Here is a 16,826-nt window from a genome sequence, read left to right as displayed (position 1 = left end):
AAAATTATGAGCCAAAATACCAATAAAGTAGAAACAAGTGATTTAAAAGAACTATTTTTTTCACTCATCGCTCAATGGAAACTGATTGCGTTATGCACCATCTTTAGCTTGGGGTGTGCACTGCTTTATTTAAGAGCTACACCTAACACTTATGCAGTGAGCGCTTTAATTCAGGTGGAAGACAGTAAAGGGGCTGGTACCGCTGCCTTACTCGGTGATTTATCATCCATGGTAGATCAAAACTCACCAGCTCAAGCTGAAATCGAGATTCTAAAATCTCACTTAGTACTCGGAAATGTAATTCAACATCTCAACTTAGACTTACAAGTCTCTGGTACAGAAAACTCATTTTTCGACCGTTTACTCTCTCCACACATTTATAAAACCCAGTACAGTACTCAATCTGTCCTGTTTAAAGATAACGAAAAAGCATTCGAAATAACACAATTTAAAGTCCCAGAAAACTACGAAGATCAAAGCCTTGAACTCCGCTTCACAGATCATCAATTCAGTTTAACAGATCCCAAAACTGAGCAAGTTTTGCTTACAGCTAAGGTCAATCAACCGAATAGCATTCGTACTGCTGATGGCGTATGGAATATTACGATTCACACTCAAGATCAACTCAATGATCCCTATGTCATTCAGAAACAATCTTTACCTGCCGCAGTAGACAATATCCTCACCAATTACTCAGTTGCAGAAAAAGGCAGGCTTACTGGTATTCTAGGACTAAACTATCAAGGCACAGATAAAGAGCATATTATCAAAGTACTGGATGCCATTTTAGTCTCATATAGCCAACAAAATATTGAACGTCGTTCTGCAGAAACTGCACAGACACTGAAGTTCTTAGATGAGCAACTACCTGAGCTAAAACAACAACTTGATGTTGCAGAACGTGAATTTAACAAATTCCGGGAACAATACAATACGGTTGATGTTACCAGAGAGTCTGAGCTTTATCTGACACAAAGTATTAACCTTGAAACTCAGAAAATCGCCCTACAACAAACACGTGCTGAATTGGCACAGAAGTACACAGTTGCACACCCTGAAATGAAACAAGTTAATGCTCAACTTGAAGCAATTAACAATAAAATTAATGAACTCAATACAACACTTAAACAATTACCCGACTTGCAACGCCGCTATTTACAGTTGTACCGTGAAGTCGAAGTTAAACAACAACTCTATACCAACTTATTAAATTCTTACCAACAACTGCGTATTTCCAAAGCAGGTGAAATTGGCAATGTTCGTATTGTCGATACTGCAATCAAACCAATTAAACCAATTTCACCTAAAAAATTACAGATTTTAGTTTTATCTATTTTCTTAGGTGCTTTCTTCGGTACACTTTTAGCCTTTCTACGCAACATGCTGCGTACAGGCATTAAAGATGCGGCTCAAATTGAAAATGTATTAAATCTGCCCGTGTATGCAACTGTTCCGCATTCACCTATACAAGAAAGCCATAGTAAACTGCTTGAAAAGAAGAAACATATTCCTATTCTTGCAGTTAAAAATAGTGATGATATTGCGATTGAAAGCTTACGTAGCATGCGTACCGCTATTCAATTTGCGCTCAATCATGCGCCTAACAATATAATTATGATTTCTAGTCCAGCACCAGAACTAGGTAAATCCTTTATTTCCACCAACCTTGCTGTAATTTTAGCGCAAACCAATAAGCGTATATTGTTGATTGATGCTAACCTGCGTCGTGGACATTTACACCAATATTTCAATCAAGATAATCAAGCAGGTTTAGCCGACTTTTTAAAGGGTCAGCAGCCTCTTGAAAAGATTATCAAACATACAGAAGTTGAAAATCTATCGTTCATTACATGTGGTGAAAGCCCAGAAAATCCTTCAGAGTTATTAAGCATGGAGGGCTTTAAACATCTACTCGAACAGCTCTCTGGTCAATTCGATCATATTATTATCGATACACCACCCATTTTGGCGGTGACAGACAGTATTATCATTTCACAATATGCAGGTGTGAATCTTGTGATTGCACGTTATGCAAGAACCCAAATGAAAGAGTTAGATCTTGTTATTCATCGGTTTGAACAAGCCAATACCAAAATTACGGGGATTATCATCAACGATATTCAACGTACTGTAGATTCACATTATGGTTATAACTATGCTTATGATTATAAGAGCTCGAAAAAAGTTTAATTTATTTTCAAAATCCATTCAGAGAAAGAACGAGCATCATGCTCGTTCTTTCTCACTTATATGATCGAACCTAGCGCAACATAATAGTCGAATAAAGTTGGATAGATCCTCCATCCCCCTCTAACATCTTCTAATGCTCACTTATGCAGAATATTAAACGATCCTCAATAAATATGAGAATCAATTAAGCCACTTTACCTATGACTAAAATTTTAGTCATGCGTATTGCCTAATAAAGCTTTCAGTAAACCCTGAGTCGAGGCATCAAACTGTGCAATATCCGTTTGCTGACCATTAAGTACTGGCAATAACTGATTGGCAATTTCTTTGCCTTTTTCCACGCCCCATTGATCAAAGGGATTAATATTCCAAATCACCGACTGTACAAATACTTTATGTTCATAGAGTGCAATGAGCATACCCAAAGTTTTTGGATTCAACTCATTCACCAATATTGTCGTGCTTGGCTGATTTCCCTCATATTTTTTATATTCAGGCAGATTTTCTACCTCATTCTCGCACAATGCTTGATTACCAAAAGCCAGTAATCTTGATTGTGCTAGACAGTTAGAAAGTGCCAAATGATGTTGCTCAATGAGAGCCTCGGCATTTTCAACATAAGTAAATTGCTTGGCATTATAGCGCTGTACGGGTGCGATAAAATCGCAACTCACCGCATGTGTACCTTGATGTAACAACTGATAAAATGCATGCTGTGCATTCGGACCCACCTCTCCCCACACAATCGGGCAAGTCGAGGATTCAACTTTTTGATGATCACGTTGTAAAGACTTACCGTTAGATTCCATCTCAAGCTGTTGTAAATAAGCAGCAAAATATTTCAAACGACCATCATAAGGCAGAACAGCATGGGTTTGCATATTCAGATAGTTGGTATTCCATACCCCCAATAACCCCATTAGCACAGGAATGTTTTGCTCAAACGGTGCATTTTGAAAATGCTGATCCACCAAATGTGCACCTGACAACAATGCTTTAAAGCCTTCAACCCCAATTTGCAAAGCAATGGGTAATCCAATGCAAGACCAAAGAGAATAACGCCCCCCGACCCAATCCCATAATAAGAACTGATGATCAGGATGAATCCCCCAAGCCGTCATTTTTTCAGATTTAGTCGACACGCCAATAAAATGACTTTTGAGAACACAATCACGTTGCCCTAAACTTTTCTCCAGCCATTGGCGCACAGTTTCCGCATTCGATAAGGTATCAATCGTTCCAAATGATTTGGAGGAAATAATAAACAAGGTGGTTTCAGGTCTTAGCTGATGCAAGAGCTCTGAAAGCTGGCTGCCATCCATCGTCGAAACAAAATGTACATTTAAGGGTTTCGCTGTTTGGACTTTAAAATCCGATAAGGCATGAGAAACCATCAAAGGACCCAAATCTGAGCCACCTACCCCAATATTTACCACATCTTGAATGACTTCACCCGTCACGCCACGATATTGCCCCGCATGAATTTTTTCGACCAAATTAAACATCCGATCTAATTGTTCATGCACTTGCTGAGATAATTCTGGGAAAACTTCAGAATCTTGAGGCAAGCGCAAAGCCCAATGCATCGCTGCACGTTGCTCTGTGTAATTAATGGCCTCAACGGAGAATAACCGACTGATCCAAGCTTTTAATTGTTTTGCTTCTGCTAATAAGAGCAATGCATTTATCACAGGCAAATTGACACGGTGCTTACTAAAATCGAAAAGTAAATCTTCACAACGCAGACTGAAGTTTTCAAAGCGTTGTGCTTGTTCTGCAAAAAGCTGGTTCAAATGAATCGACTGCATTTCTTCCGCTAACTGATGTAGTTTTTGTTCAGTAGAAGGAAATGCTTGCTTAGGAAAATTTTCGATATTTTCTCTCATATTCGACCAACTCCCTCATATGCAAAACCCTGCGCTTTGACAAATAAAGGATCATAAATATTACGTCCATCTAGAATAAATGGATGACGCATCAATTGCTGTAGTTTTTTATAATCAGGACTAAAGTATTCTTTCCATGCGGTGATCACACATAAGGCATCCACACCTTGAACTGCATCATAAGCATCTGTACACAAAGTTAAATCTTCACGATGACCATACTGTTGATATATTTCTTTCAGCGCTTGTGGATCATGCAGTTTAACCTTTGCACCTTGTGCCCAGAGTGCATTCAGCATGGCATGAATTGGGGAATTATGAATACTCGAGGTATTTTCTTTGAATGATGCTCCCCAAATTGCAACAATTTTATTTTTTAAATCCGAATGGTAATAATTCCAGAGTTTACGAAATAAAATTTCTTTTTGCTGCTCATTGATCTCCAAGACTTGCTGCAACAGACGGCTTTTTGCACCACTTTTGGAAACTTCACTGGATAATGTCAAAATATCGTGAGAAAAATTTTCGCCACCAAAACCGGCTCCAGGTGCTAAATAAGCCGAGCCTATTCGCGTATCTGCCCCCATCCCCTGTTTAACATTGGCAATATCAATACCTAATTTTTCAGCCACCATCGCCAAATCATTGATATAACTTATCCGAGTCGCCAACATGCCTGAAATACTCAGTTTAGTAAATTCTGCATCTAGAATCGGCATGAACAAATATTGATTAGTTGTACTAAATATCGGTCGTAATAATTCTTCAACCAAAGTTTTAGCCGGTTCTTCTTCTACCCCCACAATGATCTGCTTCAGATGAAGTACACTATTGATGGCATTCCCTTCCTGAATCACATCAGGTAAATAAACCCAATAATCTTGAGGCGAAATCTCACTAAGCTTGTTCGTACCATTTAATCCAAAAGTTGCAGCATTGATCATCAATCTTGGATGAATAATCGGTTTCATAGCCAATGCTTTAAGGGCCTGAACCGCTAATCCAATCTCAGTTGGGCTATAACAAAAGAAATAAACATCTATATCTAAAGGAAGTTCAACGACAGAACAATAAAGAAGATGCCCAAGTTTATGCTGTCGATTAAGACGAAAATTTACATCTTCGTCTAAATACTGAACCCTTTTCTGATGGGAATGCTCATTATTTTTATGACTGCACCAATACACTTGATTGCCATATTCGGACAACAATACTGCCATGACACCAGCATTCAGTGTCGCACCTAATATCGCAACTTTCATGATTCACCTACAAAGCTTATTTTTATTCGACATTCAATTCGGCAATCAACTGCTTAAATTCATGTCCTAATTTTGGATGAGCAATACCATAATGTAAAACAGCCTTTAAGTAGCCAAGTTTGCTTCCACAGTCAAAAGTTTCCCCTTTCATGCGATAGGCTTCAACAACATCAGTGGTCTGCAACATAGCAATCGCATCTGTTAACTGGATTTCATTGCCTGCCCCTTTTGGGGTCTGCTCTAAGAGCTGCATAATTTTTGCAGGCAGAATATAACGACCCACCACAGATAAATTCGATGGCGCAGTTCCAACCGCAGGTTTTTCTACAATGCCCTGCATGGCAATACTTTCACCTTCTGCAGGAGATTTAGCTACATCCACAATACCATATTGATCCACCATGTGATCAGGAACTGCTTCAACCATAATTTGTGCAGCTTGAGCAGCTTCATAACGCTGAATCATACAGGCTAGATCATTTTGATCCGATTTTTCTTTGACCAAAACGTCTGGCAATAAAACTGCAAAATCATCATCACCAATAATACTCTTGGCACAAAGCACAGCATGACCCAAACCTAACGGTTGCGGTTGGCGTACACTCACAACACTGACGTGCACAGGTAAAATTTCAGTAATTTCTTTTAGAAGATCGGTTTTATTTTTCTGTGCTAAGGTTGTTTCAAGTTCAAAATTTCGGTCGAAATAATTTTCGATCGATGCTTTAGATGCATGGGTCACTAAAATAATTTGTTCAATCCCAGCTTGAACCGCTTCACGCACCACATATTCAATTGCAGGACGGTCAACCACCGTGACCATTTCTTTAGGAATTGACTTACTTGCAGGTAAAAAACGCGTGCCTAAACCAGCAACAGGTAATATTGCTTTTTTAATCATGAAATTGAACTCGAACCATTATTAAATTTAAGACTTAACTTGATCTTCAGATTTTTTTGGTGCGTTACCTTGAAATAAAGATGGGCCAACATGACCAGGGGCATTAATCCCTTCACGCTTTGCCATCACCGCAACCGTTCTAAACATAATTTTAAAATCGACTAAAGTGTTATGGTGATCGACATACCATACATCACACTTAAATCGTTCTTCATAATCTAACTCATTACGCCCACTGACTTGTGCAAGCCCAGTCATGCCTGGTCGAACTTCTAAGCGACGTGCTTGTTCTGGTGAATAAAGCTCTACAAAGTCTTTCAACATTGGTCGTGGGCCGACAACGCTCATATCACCTTTTAATACATTAATGAGTTGTGGCATTTCATCTAAAGAGGTTGAACGTAATTTTTGCCCAAATGGAGTAATGCGTTTTTCATCTGATAATGGATTACCATCTTGATCAAACGCATCTTTCATAGAGCGAAATTTAATCATTTTAAAAAGTTTGCCATTCTTACCAGGACGTTCTTGGCAAAAGAAGATTGGTGACCCCAAATTTTTTCGTACTTTATAACTAACAATGAGGAAAATTGGAGACAATAATGTTAGTGCAATTAATGATATAACGATATCAACCAGTCTTTTCATTGCTATCTTACTCTGTTTTTTCAACTTTCTTACGTAGAAACGTATTATAAATTTTACCTAGCAGATTCGCTGGCATAAGTCTAAATGTAGACCGTACAATGAAGTACATAGTAGCATAAAATGGAGACTGAATTTTGAGTTGTTTTTTTAAATCTAGTAACTGTTTTTCACTTTTAATATATTGGAAACCTTTACGTCGTCCATGCATACCATTATCTATTCGTGCATAAACAAGTACATCTGGCAAATTATTAATTTGGTAGCCTTTTGCAATAACTCTTAAGAACAAGTTGTAATCTTCCATCCAATAATGATGTTGATAACCACCTACGCCCAGAATTTTAGATTTACGATAAGCAATCGTCATATTATTAAATGGACTTTGTCTTTGTGCGTAATTTATTAAATCTTGATGGCTTAAAGGCACTTCACGCTTCCCTGAAGGGTTCGAAATGTCTTCCTCAAACTCTAAAATTTGACCACCAACAATGACTACCTCTTGATGCTGTTCTAAAAATTTGACTTGTTTTTCGAATCGATCTGATACGTAAATATCATCTGTATCGACAATACAGACAATTTCATAATTACATGCTTGTAAACCAATGTTTTTTGCCTTGCCTGTGCCAACGTTTTCAGGCAATTTAATGATCTGTAACACATCACCTAATTTAGTCTTCCACATTGCAATGACATGATCCAACTCGGACGTCAAAGGACCATCTTCTACTAAAATAATTTCAGTCGGTTTAAGTGTTTGCTTGTCCCAGATACTTTGCATACATGCATCGAAATGTTCTGGACTTTCTTTATGGTAAATAGAACTTAAGGCTGAAAACATAAAATTTATCCTTTAAATACCTTATCAATCCACATTTGCAATATTTGCTCAGGTTGGTAGTTTGCGGCATTTAATAAAGAATTTTGCGAAAATTGCTGTAATAAATCTGGGGATGATGCCAATTTTAAAATTGCATCAGCAAGCTTTTGGACATTTTGATCTTCAACCAAAAGCCCATTTTCATTTGATGAAATGACATCACTTGGTCCATAAGGACAATTATACGAAACTATTGGTAATCCAAAACTCTGTGCTTCGATGAGTACCATCGGCAGTCCCTCATACTTGGAGGACATCACAAAAAAAGCCGACTGCTCATAAACTTTTTGTACGTTTGAAGTAACACCTTTAAGAAAAACATTTTGAAGCGAATTCTGTTCAATATAATCTGTTAAACGCTGTAAATGCTCCCCTTCACCATAAATGTTCAATTTCCAATCTGGAATTAAATTATAAATTTCTTTCCAAGCTTTTAACAAATGAATATAGTTTTTCTGATGGGTCAAACGTCCAATCGTTACAATCTCTTTACTCTCGTTATTTTTATTTTTGTAAACTGGAAAGGGCGAGAAATTAGGGATAACCAAAACCTTGGAATGAAACGTATCAAACAAGACTTTGTCACTTTCAGTTAAAGTAATAACTTGGTATATACGCTTATAAAATAACTTACTCAGAAACTGAATTTCCTTAGGGCGGCTAATAAAAGATACGTGCTCAAGTGTAATCAATTTTTTAATTTCAGGCATAAAAGTACATAAAAGGGACAGTTTCCCCATATTATGCACAATAACATTATCATAATGATTATCAGCAATATGCTTTCTTAATTTTATATAAAAATCAAATAAATTACCCGTTAGAGCAATAACACTCACATGATCTGAAATAGGATATGCTGCATCAGCCTTATTTGTATCACGACTTAATAATGTAACTTTAAAGCCATCTAACATTGCAAGCTTATTCGCTAATTCAATAGCTACACGTTCAGATCCAGATTTATTTTTTAGGGAATTAATTACAAAAAGTAAATTCATATTAAGTGAGCCTCAAAAATAAAATACAAATTAGCATAAAAGCTAAGGTTCCAATTGAAAATACATCAGGAATTGATCCCACCAGTAAAATAGCTTGAATTTTGTATAAAATTTGAAAGAAATGAAGCTAAATAACCCGAATCGCGGATAAGCAATTGACTTGAAAAATAGAAGAACTAGAGCCATCAGTTGAGTTACCACACCAAACCTAAAGCTCTAGTCCTAATGTTCAATAGTACCGAATTATTCTGCGTAATCGATGTCGATGATTTCTTTCTTAAATTTGAAGCAACTTATTGGAAATTTCTCAAACAAAGTCGTCACTCCGTAAGAATTCGACCAGCTCAATTGAGCCTCTCAGAAATCAATTTTATCACCATTTGGTATAAGTGTTCTCATATCAACAATTTCAAAGCATTCTTTTCATGGTTGAAACAGGATAAAAATCATTTATTTAAAAGCTTACCCTGCTACCAACGGATGATTCACCTCATCAATATGCATCAATTGGCACTACATGCGTTACATGTCGCCTTAATGAAAGGCCAACGTAGCCAATATTTATGGGTTGATTCAACCACTCTACCGGTCTGTAAAAATCAACGGATTCAACGCCATAAATCATTAGCCAAAATTGCATCACGTGGTAAAAGCTCGATGGGCTGGTTTTATGGCTGTAAATTACATATCGCGATGAATCAATTGGGTGAAATAGCATGTTCTGCTTTATCTAATGGACATGTGGCGGACATAAAAATGGTTGAGCATTTAGTTGATGGTTTAGAAGCAAAGCTTTATGCGGATCGTGGCTATATCAGCCAAGAATTAAAAAGCAAGTTAAAGAATCAAGGTATTGATTTGATTACCTATCATCGAAAGAATATGCAGTCTGTTCAACTCTGTGCATCAGATGAATATCACTTAAAACAGCGTAATAAAATAGAAACGTTATTCAGCTTATTGAAAGGTCAATACAATTTAGTGACGAGTAAAGCTCGTAGTATTCATGGATTTCTAAGAGGGATTTACGCATCGTTATGCACATATCAATTAACCCAACGAAATAAGCCAAAAATTCAAATTATGGAGTCATTGGCTTAAACAGGATTCAGGTTAAATAATAGATAACTTGCATAACTCATAAACCGAACAATCATTTGCTGTAATTCTGCACTGATATTTTTTGATATTTCATGCGTAATTTATGCATGAAATATATTGATATACAGAAACTGACTGATCCTCAGTTCAAACGCCTAACGGGAATATCTTGGTCTACTTATAAAGTGATGATTGATGTACTCAATCTTCATTTATCATCAACAGGGCGACCCTCTAAATTATCCATAGAAGACCAATTGCTTCTCTGTTTGAGCTATTGGCGTGAGTACCGTACTTTATTCCATGTTGGAATGACTTATGGTGTGTCAGAAGCAACAGCTTCAAGAATTGTTCGCTATACAGAAGACTGTTTAATCCGCTCTAAGAAATTTAATTTACCGAAAAAATTACCTGTTGGTGGAGGTTTAGATTGGGATGTTGTTATCGTAGATGCAACAGAAATAGTCGTACAACGTCCTAAAAAAACAGAAGAAAAGCTATAGCGGCAAGCAAAAGGCACATACGTTTAAAGTACAAGCGATCATTCACTATAAAACACAGCAAATCCTAAGTTTATGTATGTGCAAAGGTGCAGTACACGACTTTGAATTATTTAAAAGAAATCAGCATTTAATTCCAAAAGAATCGTTTGTATTAGCGGATAAAGGTTATCAAGGGATCTATGCGATTTATGAAAAAAGTTTAATACCAATAAAAGCAAAACGAGGATGTAAATTAGATCCTGTATTAAAACAACACAACCGTGAAATCAATAAAAGAAGAATAGGAATTGAACATGTATTTGGTGTACTCAAGACCTTCAAAATACTTTCAGAGCGCTATCGAAATAGAGGGAAAAGGCTCGGTTTAAGATTCAATTTAATTGCTGGAATTTACAACTTAGAATTGAATGAAAAATGAGTTATGAAAGAGATCTACTATTTTTGGCGGAACCTCTGAATTGGTTGCATTACAGTTCAAAAATATTGGACATGAAAACTTCTACTTTATCTATGTAACTGTTCTATGTGCCGTGTGTTTGATCTATTTTATTCGAATGAAAGATCAGCAAAAGAATAGTCGTATTCTCGAAGATTAAGATTTTTAATAAGCAAAATCATTCCAGTGGTAATGATTTTGCTTATATTTGAGCATTAATAAATGCCATTTTGTTGCATGGCTTATCTCAAACAAGTTTGTCCAGCAATATAATTACTCTAATGAATAAACTTAAATCTAAAAACCTATAATACTAAAAATAATTTTTCCCATGAATAAATTTTTAAATTTAGAATAAGTCTTAAAATAGATATTAATCCTCAAGCTTGTTAATTTGATTGAAATACAGCGGCTTAAAGCCTTATTTAGTCATTGTTTTGTAATAGCTAAGTCATAATTTCCCCTTCAATAAATTATCAATGGATATATAGCTCGTATTTAGATGCTTTAAATATTCTATTAAATTTTAAAAATTTAAATTGTGTATTGGTTCCTCAATTTAGGTTGCTTAAGCATCCTTAAGCTTTTAAATATTCGAAAAATTGCTGATCAATGCATTTCACTATGAATGGCAAACCGATCTGTTTAGTTTTTTTTTTCATTTCATAAAAAAATAATCAATTTTTTTTCCAATCGTCTTGTTTACATAATGGGCCTTTCCAAAAGTTAAGAGATTACTCTTCAGAAGAGGCGAGGATAAGGATATGAAACCATTAGAAGGATTATTAATCGTTGCGGTAGAACAAGCTTTAGCAGCACCTTTATGCACATCACGATTAGCTGATGCAGGTGCAAGAGTGATTAAAATCGAGCGGAAAGAAGGGGATTTCGCACGCGGTTATGATGAGGCTGCAAAAGGTGCTAGTTCATATTTCACTTGGACGAATCAAGGCAAAGAATCCATCATTCTTAATTTCAGAGAAGATGAGGATGTAGCCGTCCTCGAAAGTCTTATCTCTCAAGCAGATGTTTTTATCCAAAACCTAGCACCAGGTGCAATGAGTCGTGCTGGATTTGGATTTGACCGATTGCGTACAGATTATCCAAAGTTAATTACTGTTGATATTTCAGGCTACGGTGAGAGTGAATCGGTAAAGCACCTTAAAGCTTATGATTTTCTGATTCAAGCTGAAGCTGGCCTAACTGGAATTAGTGGCGGTGAAAATGAAATGGGTCGTATTGGAGTCTCAATTTGTGATATTGGTGCTGGTATGACGGCTCATGCAGCAGTACTTGAAGCACTTATAAAGCGTTCAAGAACGGGACAAGGTTCTGCATTAGCAATTTCATTATTTGATGTTGCTGCAGATTGGATGAGTGTGCCACTGATTCATCAAGAGTATGGGAATGGTGCACCTAAACGTGTTGGATTAAAACATCCAAGCATGGCGCCATATGGTGCTTTCCCAAGTTCAGATCAAGCTTTGACTTTAATCTCAGTGCAAAATGAACGTGAATGGGCACGATTTTGCGAGATTGTTCTAGGTGATCAGAATATTGCTGTTGATCATCGTTTTTCATCTAATAACCTGCGAGTTCAAAATCGAGACGCATTAGAACAGCTCATCACTTCAATAACTCAAGTCTTGACACAAGATGTTTTGAAACAACGCTTAGTGACTGCTGAAATTGCTTTTGGAGCAGTGAATAGTGTCGAGGATTTAGCAAAACATCCTGCATTGGTCCGTCGTCGTGTTTTGAATGAATTTGGAGATGAGGTTAGCATTCCACGATTACCGATTCGTTGGTTGGAAGAAGAAAAAAATCTGGTGAGTGAGCAACAAGTCCCTAAGCTTGGTGAACATACTCAAAAAATTAAACATGAGTTCAACTATGAGTTAGAGGTTTAAGGAAGAATTATGAATACACTCAATGTTATGGATTGGCTTGGGCGCGAAGAGATTTTTGAAGATACGCTTCGCTTACAACCAGCGCACTTTATGCAAGCAACTTTAGATCAAGATCCTAGTTTAAAATCAGGGGATACACTTCCTGCACTCTGGCATTGGATTTATTTTTTAGAAGCAAAACCAGCAAGTCAACTTGGTCGTGATGGTCATCCTAACAAAGGAGGGTTTCTACCTCCTGTAAGGTTACCGCGTCGCATGTGGGCAGGGGGACGATTTTCATTTATTGCGCCTATTTCCCTAGGAAGTGAAGTAAGAAAAGTTTCATCAATCAAAGATATTGCTTATAAGCATGGTCGCACAGGGGAATTGTGTTTTGTAACGGTACTTCACGAATTCTATGTTAATGACGTATTGGCTCTTACTGAGGAACAAGATATTGTTTATCGAGAAGATCCTCAACCCAATGTGAAACAGCCTGAACCTTTAGTCGCTCCAGATCATGCCGAGTTTTCTGAGACGATCTCACCAAACCAAGTTCTACTTTATCGTTATTCAGCATTAACTTTTAATGGGCATCGAATTCATTATGATGTGGACTATGCTAGAGATGTTGAAGGCTATGAAGGGCTGGTTTTTCATGGGCCATTAACAGCAACCTTACTTGTAGATTTAGCCACGAGAACATTTGGCCGCCAACCAATCGAATTTTCATTTAAAGGATTAGCACCGATTACTGCAAATCACGATTTTAAAATTGAAGGTATTCGAGAAGGGAATGTCATGCATTTATGGGCTCGACGCCACGATGGTGCGTTAGCGATGAAGGCGCAAGCCATCTTTTCCTAATGGAAAACTGCTACAACTTATTGAATGAGAGCTTAAAAGATGAATGTATTGCTACCTAGATCTTGGTTATATGTGCCTGGTAACAAGAGTGATTTAATCAAAAAAGCCAGTAACGGGACTGCTGATGCGATCGTAATTGATTTTGAAGATGCTGTCTTAGCAGCAGATAAACCTGTTGCTCGCAGCCAACTGATCCATCATGTTGAATTATTGAAAGCTCAAAAGAAATTGATTGCAGTACGAGTCAATGGACCTAAGGCGCTATTGGATCAGGATATTGAGGTACTACGAACTTGCGTACCAGATTATCTGATTCTGCCTAAAGTAGAAAGCCCTGAACAAATTCAATATGTTATTGATAAAATGAAAGATTTTGATATTCACATTATTGGTTTGATTGAAAGTCCAATAGGCGTATTGAATGCACATTTGATTGCTCAATCACATAAAAATTTAGTCGCACTGAGTATCGGCAGTGAAGATTTATCCTTTGAAATGCAGATGCAACCGTGTTGGGACAGCCTTTATGTTCCGAGTATGCAAGTAAATATTGCTTGTAAAGCTGCGGGTATTAGCTGTATCGGGTATATCGGAAGTATCGCAGAATTTCGAGAGCTAGATCGATTCAAAGCCACAGTAGAACGATCTGTTCCACTTGGTTTTTTGGGTGGTTTTGCAATTCATCCGGTGCAAATTGCGATATTGAATGAAGCATTTACGCCTTCATACGAGGAGCTTAAGCAAGCGAAACGTATTGTAATGGAGTTTTCAGCAGCTCAAAATGAATCTAAAGGGGTGATTGCCGTTAATGGGAAAATGGTTGATCTACCAGTTGCTCGACGAGCAGAGCAACTAATTGATCGATTTAGTTATTTGTTAGAGTAAAAAATGAAAACTGCCATGTTCAATACATGGCAGTTGTTTATTGTGTTTTTTATGGATCTAACATTCCATTTTTGATGAATAACAAGAAGTAAAGCAATGATAGAAAGCATCATTCCTATAAGCATGGACTGAATAGCCACCAAAACTCTAGCCACACATAACCAACTTTTTGGACTGCTACAGTTATCCTAAACAAATTTCATCTATTCTTGATGAGGCTTTTTATAATTGAATGCAGGGCCCTGATCATTCGAATTATGCTGGCGAACAATAGTAATGAATTTGCTGAAGTGGCGATGAATAGGCAAGATACTGTACAAAATAAGAACTTAAAATTGATTAATAAACGTTTTTTTAAATAATTTGGATGAAATAGCAAAGATATTTAAGGCTTATTCACCTTATTATGAAAATACATATTATTTTTTAAATTAAACTCTTTATAAATTATACGAATATATAATCATTGATTTGCTATAAATATATTAACGTTGAAAAAATATAAAGGGTTGCTAATAAAAATAGATAAGGAAAAGTTAAGTTGGAAGGTGGAGTAATTGAAATTATTGGCAGGTATTGAGCCGTAACAAAAATAGAGTAATTTAAAGATAATTAATATCATTTTATGAAACTAATCAGTGAAAAGTTTGTGTATAAGTTTGAGTATGATTTAATAGCTATAATTTAAATTTTGTTGTTGAAATTTTGTGGAAGTAATTATTTTTCTGGCAATTGGTGCTTTAGCAGGTTTTACTGCGGGACTCTTCGGTGTTGGTGGGGGCTTAATCATAGTTCCTATTTTATATGTCGTTTTTACCAAGATGGGCTATGAACCTTCAATTATTATGCACATGGCATTGGGAACCTCTTTGGCGACCATTATTGTGACCTCATTTAGTTCGGTGTCCGCACATCATAAGCAAGGTGCAGTGCTGTGGTCAGTGTTTCGTAACTTGGCGCCTGGGTTAATTTTAGGGTCATTTTTAGGTGCGGGAATTGCAGATTTATTTCCTGGGCAGGGCTTACAACTGATCATTGGTTTTTTTGCACTTTGGGTGGCTTATCGCATGTTTAAAGGGGCAAAAGTCCAAGTGGATACCTCTCAACAGCTTCCATCGACAGCAAAACAAATGCTGGTAGGAGGAGGCATTGGCATTGCTTCCGCCATTTTTGGGATTGGCGGTGGTAGCTTAACTGTGCCTTACTTAAACCGTCATGGGGTGGTCATGCAAAAAGCTGTAGCGACATCGGCAGCTTGTGGTTTACCGATTGCTGTGGCAGGCGCTTTAGGCTTTATGTGGTTTGGTGCCAAAGCGCAGGTGTCTGTGCCGAATAGCATTGGTTATATTCATGTTTATGCATTTTTAGGCATCAGTTTAATGAGCTTTATTACGGCTAAATTTGGTGCGAAAGTTGCACATCAATTGTCTGCTACCATGCTGAAAAGATGTTTTTCAGGATTATTAACCACAGTCGGACTTTATTTTATTTATCAAGGTTTTTCAAAATTATTCTAAAGATTTGTGATGACTTTTACTGTTTAAATTGGCTTTTTAGACATAATATTGTCAGACAATGACATGGTGCGGAATGGTTGAAATCAGTTAAAACTGTTGCGTGAGTCATGTGAAGTATCGTGAATTGCATCTTATAAAAACAAGATAGGAAAAGTATGCAACAAGAAGAAATAGAGAGCCTCTCGGAGCAAATTGCCAAACACATTAGTGAGCAGATCATTAGTGGCGAATTGGTCGAAGGTGAGCGAATTCAGGAATTAAGAATTGCCAAAGAACTCGATGTTAGTCGTGGTTCGGTGCGTGAAGCTTTGCTGCTGTTAGAGCGTACGCATTTAATTCAGATTTTCCCACGGCGTGGTGCGATTGTTTCTGAAATGTCAGCACAACAGGTGCGAGCATTATTTGACAGTTGTGCCATGCTGTCTGGGCAAATTGTGCAACGCATTGCGGAAACGTGGCGTCAGCATGAAGCAGAGCAATTCCAGCGTTTGATGGAGCAAATTCAAGAAGAATGCCGTCAGGGGCATACTGAAAAGTTTTATGATTTAATTTTTCAATATTTGGCGCGACAGCAAGATATGGTGGCAAATCCGTATCTGATGAATTTTTATCAGGAGCTGTTACCTTCCATGCGCCGTAGTTACTTCTTAACCCTAAATACTTCGCGTAGAGAGTTACAAGAGTCATTTGAGTTGTTTAAACTGGTGAGTGATGCAATTTTAATCCGAAAATCACAACAAGCCACTTTATTTATGGACGATTTTTGTCGACACTTGCGTAACTTGGTGTTGGAATCTCTAACACGTATGAAACAAATCGAATTAGCATGGGCGCGTCGTTCAAGACGTTAACAGGACATT

Annotated in this window: 14 protein-coding genes and 1 pseudogene; 9 read left to right on the top strand and 6 right to left on the bottom strand. The window is 37.2% G+C overall.

Going from position 1 to position 16,826, the window contains the following annotated elements; genetic code table 11:
• The first annotated feature begins 6 nt into the window (after nucleotides 1-6).
• Nucleotides 7-2,190, top strand: coding sequence for a polysaccharide biosynthesis tyrosine autokinase (locus tag E0H82_RS01525; RefSeq protein ID WP_131262678.1), 2,184 nt, complete (start codon nucleotides 7-9; stop codon nucleotides 2,188-2,190).
• 212 nt (nucleotides 2,191-2,402) lie between these two features.
• Here the strand turns inward: E0H82_RS01525 and pgi are convergent, their stop codons facing one another.
• Genes pgi through E0H82_RS01495 form a run of 6 tightly spaced genes read right to left on the bottom strand, consistent with a single transcriptional unit; the run spans nucleotide 2,403 to nucleotide 8,768 of the window.
• Nucleotides 2,403-4,076, bottom strand: a complete 1,674-nt coding sequence (pgi, locus tag E0H82_RS01520; protein ID WP_131262677.1) for a glucose-6-phosphate isomerase — start codon at nucleotides 4,074-4,076, stop codon at nucleotides 2,403-2,405.
• Nucleotides 4,073-5,338: a nucleotide sugar dehydrogenase gene (locus tag E0H82_RS01515; RefSeq protein WP_131262676.1), complete on the bottom strand. Its 1,266-nt coding sequence runs from the start codon at nucleotides 5,336-5,338 to the stop codon at nucleotides 4,073-4,075. Before E0H82_RS01515 ends, pgi begins: the two co-directional genes overlap by 4 nt.
• Before the next feature lie 22 nt (nucleotides 5,339-5,360).
• Nucleotides 5,361-6,239, bottom strand: coding sequence for a UTP--glucose-1-phosphate uridylyltransferase GalU (gene galU / locus E0H82_RS01510; RefSeq protein WP_131262675.1), 879 nt, complete (start codon nucleotides 6,237-6,239; stop codon nucleotides 5,361-5,363).
• A 27-nt stretch (nucleotides 6,240-6,266) separates the two neighbouring features.
• Nucleotides 6,267-6,887 (bottom strand): sugar transferase, encoded by a 621-nt coding sequence (locus E0H82_RS01505; RefSeq protein WP_131262674.1) that lies wholly within the window; start codon nucleotides 6,885-6,887, stop codon nucleotides 6,267-6,269.
• A gap of 7 nt (nucleotides 6,888-6,894) precedes the next feature.
• Entirely contained in the window at nucleotides 6,895-7,728 is an 834-nt protein-coding gene (locus E0H82_RS01500; RefSeq protein ID WP_131262673.1) for a glycosyltransferase, read from the bottom strand.
• A 5-nt stretch (nucleotides 7,729-7,733) separates the two neighbouring features.
• Nucleotides 7,734-8,768 carry a glycosyltransferase family 4 protein gene (locus E0H82_RS01495; protein WP_131262672.1) on the bottom strand — a complete coding sequence of 345 codons (1,035 nt, stop codon included), beginning with the start codon at nucleotides 8,766-8,768 and terminating at the stop codon, nucleotides 7,734-7,736.
• A gap of 225 nt (nucleotides 8,769-8,993) precedes the next feature.
• On the opposite strand from E0H82_RS01495, the gene E0H82_RS01490 reads away from it, so the two are divergent.
• The 8 genes and pseudogenes from E0H82_RS01490 (at nucleotide 8,994) to E0H82_RS01455 (ending at nucleotide 16,817) form a co-directional block, all read left to right on the top strand.
• On the top strand, nucleotides 8,994-9,869 hold the full coding sequence (locus tag E0H82_RS01490) for an IS982 family transposase (protein ID WP_131262671.1): 876 nt from the start codon (nucleotides 8,994-8,996) through the stop codon (nucleotides 9,867-9,869).
• A 92-nt stretch (nucleotides 9,870-9,961) separates the two neighbouring features.
• Entirely contained in the window at nucleotides 9,962-10,372 is a 411-nt protein-coding gene (locus E0H82_RS16600) for a transposase family protein (RefSeq protein ID WP_213073947.1), read from the top strand.
• 34 nt (nucleotides 10,373-10,406) lie between these two features.
• Nucleotides 10,407-10,790 (top strand): annotated as a pseudogene (locus tag E0H82_RS16595) (transposase); the annotation flags it as partial.
• A gap of 782 nt (nucleotides 10,791-11,572) precedes the next feature.
• Complete coding sequence (locus E0H82_RS01475; protein WP_131262670.1) at nucleotides 11,573-12,718, top strand: CaiB/BaiF CoA transferase family protein; 1,146 nt, start codon at nucleotides 11,573-11,575, stop codon at nucleotides 12,716-12,718.
• A 9-nt stretch (nucleotides 12,719-12,727) separates the two neighbouring features.
• A complete protein-coding gene (locus E0H82_RS01470) occupies nucleotides 12,728-13,564 on the top strand; it encodes an FAS1-like dehydratase domain-containing protein (RefSeq protein WP_131262669.1) in 837 nt (278 codons plus the stop codon).
• Between the two features lie 39 nt (nucleotides 13,565-13,603).
• Nucleotides 13,604-14,449, top strand: coding sequence for an HpcH/HpaI aldolase/citrate lyase family protein (locus tag E0H82_RS01465; RefSeq protein ID WP_131262668.1), 846 nt, complete (start codon nucleotides 13,604-13,606; stop codon nucleotides 14,447-14,449).
• 707 nt (nucleotides 14,450-15,156) lie between these two features.
• Nucleotides 15,157-15,966 carry a sulfite exporter TauE/SafE family protein gene (locus tag E0H82_RS01460; protein WP_131262667.1) on the top strand — a complete coding sequence of 270 codons (810 nt, stop codon included), beginning with the start codon at nucleotides 15,157-15,159 and terminating at the stop codon, nucleotides 15,964-15,966.
• A gap of 155 nt (nucleotides 15,967-16,121) precedes the next feature.
• Nucleotides 16,122-16,817: a GntR family transcriptional regulator gene (locus E0H82_RS01455; RefSeq protein ID WP_116760132.1), complete on the top strand. Its 696-nt coding sequence runs from the start codon at nucleotides 16,122-16,124 to the stop codon at nucleotides 16,815-16,817.
• The last annotated feature ends 9 nt before the right edge of the window (nucleotides 16,818-16,826 follow it).

The sequence above is a fragment of the Acinetobacter sp. ANC 4910 genome (genome assembly GCF_004331035.1).
Lineage (GTDB): Bacteria > Pseudomonadota > Gammaproteobacteria > Pseudomonadales > Moraxellaceae > Acinetobacter.
Note: the sequence above shows the minus strand (reverse complement) of the source record. Positions and strands in the feature narration are given on the sequence as shown.

What these genes read in the sequence shown, in the direction of transcription:
- E0H82_RS01490 (WP_131262671.1), top strand. Translation starts at nt 8,994, where the DNA reads ATGTTCAATAGTACCGAATTATTCTGCGTAATCGATGTCGATGATTTC.
- E0H82_RS01455 (WP_116760132.1), top strand. Translation starts at nt 16,122, where the DNA reads ATGCAACAAGAAGAAATAGAGAGCCTCTCGGAGCAAATTGCCAAACAC.
- pgi (WP_131262677.1), bottom strand. Translation starts at nt 4,076, where the DNA reads ATGAGAGAAAATATCGAAAATTTTCCTAAGCAAGCATTTCCTTCTACT.
- E0H82_RS01475 (WP_131262670.1), top strand. Translation starts at nt 11,573, where the DNA reads ATGAAACCATTAGAAGGATTATTAATCGTTGCGGTAGAACAAGCTTTA.
- E0H82_RS01465 (WP_131262668.1), top strand. Translation starts at nt 13,604, where the DNA reads ATGAATGTATTGCTACCTAGATCTTGGTTATATGTGCCTGGTAACAAG.
- E0H82_RS01515 (WP_131262676.1), bottom strand. Translation starts at nt 5,338, where the DNA reads ATGAAAGTTGCGATATTAGGTGCGACACTGAATGCTGGTGTCATGGCA.
- E0H82_RS16600 (WP_213073947.1), top strand. Translation starts at nt 9,962, where the DNA reads ATGCGTAATTTATGCATGAAATATATTGATATACAGAAACTGACTGAT.
- E0H82_RS01525 (WP_131262678.1), top strand. Translation starts at nt 7, where the DNA reads ATGAGCCAAAATACCAATAAAGTAGAAACAAGTGATTTAAAAGAACTA.
- E0H82_RS01495 (WP_131262672.1), bottom strand. Translation starts at nt 8,768, where the DNA reads ATGAATTTACTTTTTGTAATTAATTCCCTAAAAAATAAATCTGGATCT.
- E0H82_RS01500 (WP_131262673.1), bottom strand. Translation starts at nt 7,728, where the DNA reads ATGTTTTCAGCCTTAAGTTCTATTTACCATAAAGAAAGTCCAGAACAT.
- galU (WP_131262675.1), bottom strand. Translation starts at nt 6,239, where the DNA reads ATGATTAAAAAAGCAATATTACCTGTTGCTGGTTTAGGCACGCGTTTT.
- E0H82_RS01505 (WP_131262674.1), bottom strand. Translation starts at nt 6,887, where the DNA reads ATGAAAAGACTGGTTGATATCGTTATATCATTAATTGCACTAACATTA.
- E0H82_RS01470 (WP_131262669.1), top strand. Translation starts at nt 12,728, where the DNA reads ATGAATACACTCAATGTTATGGATTGGCTTGGGCGCGAAGAGATTTTT.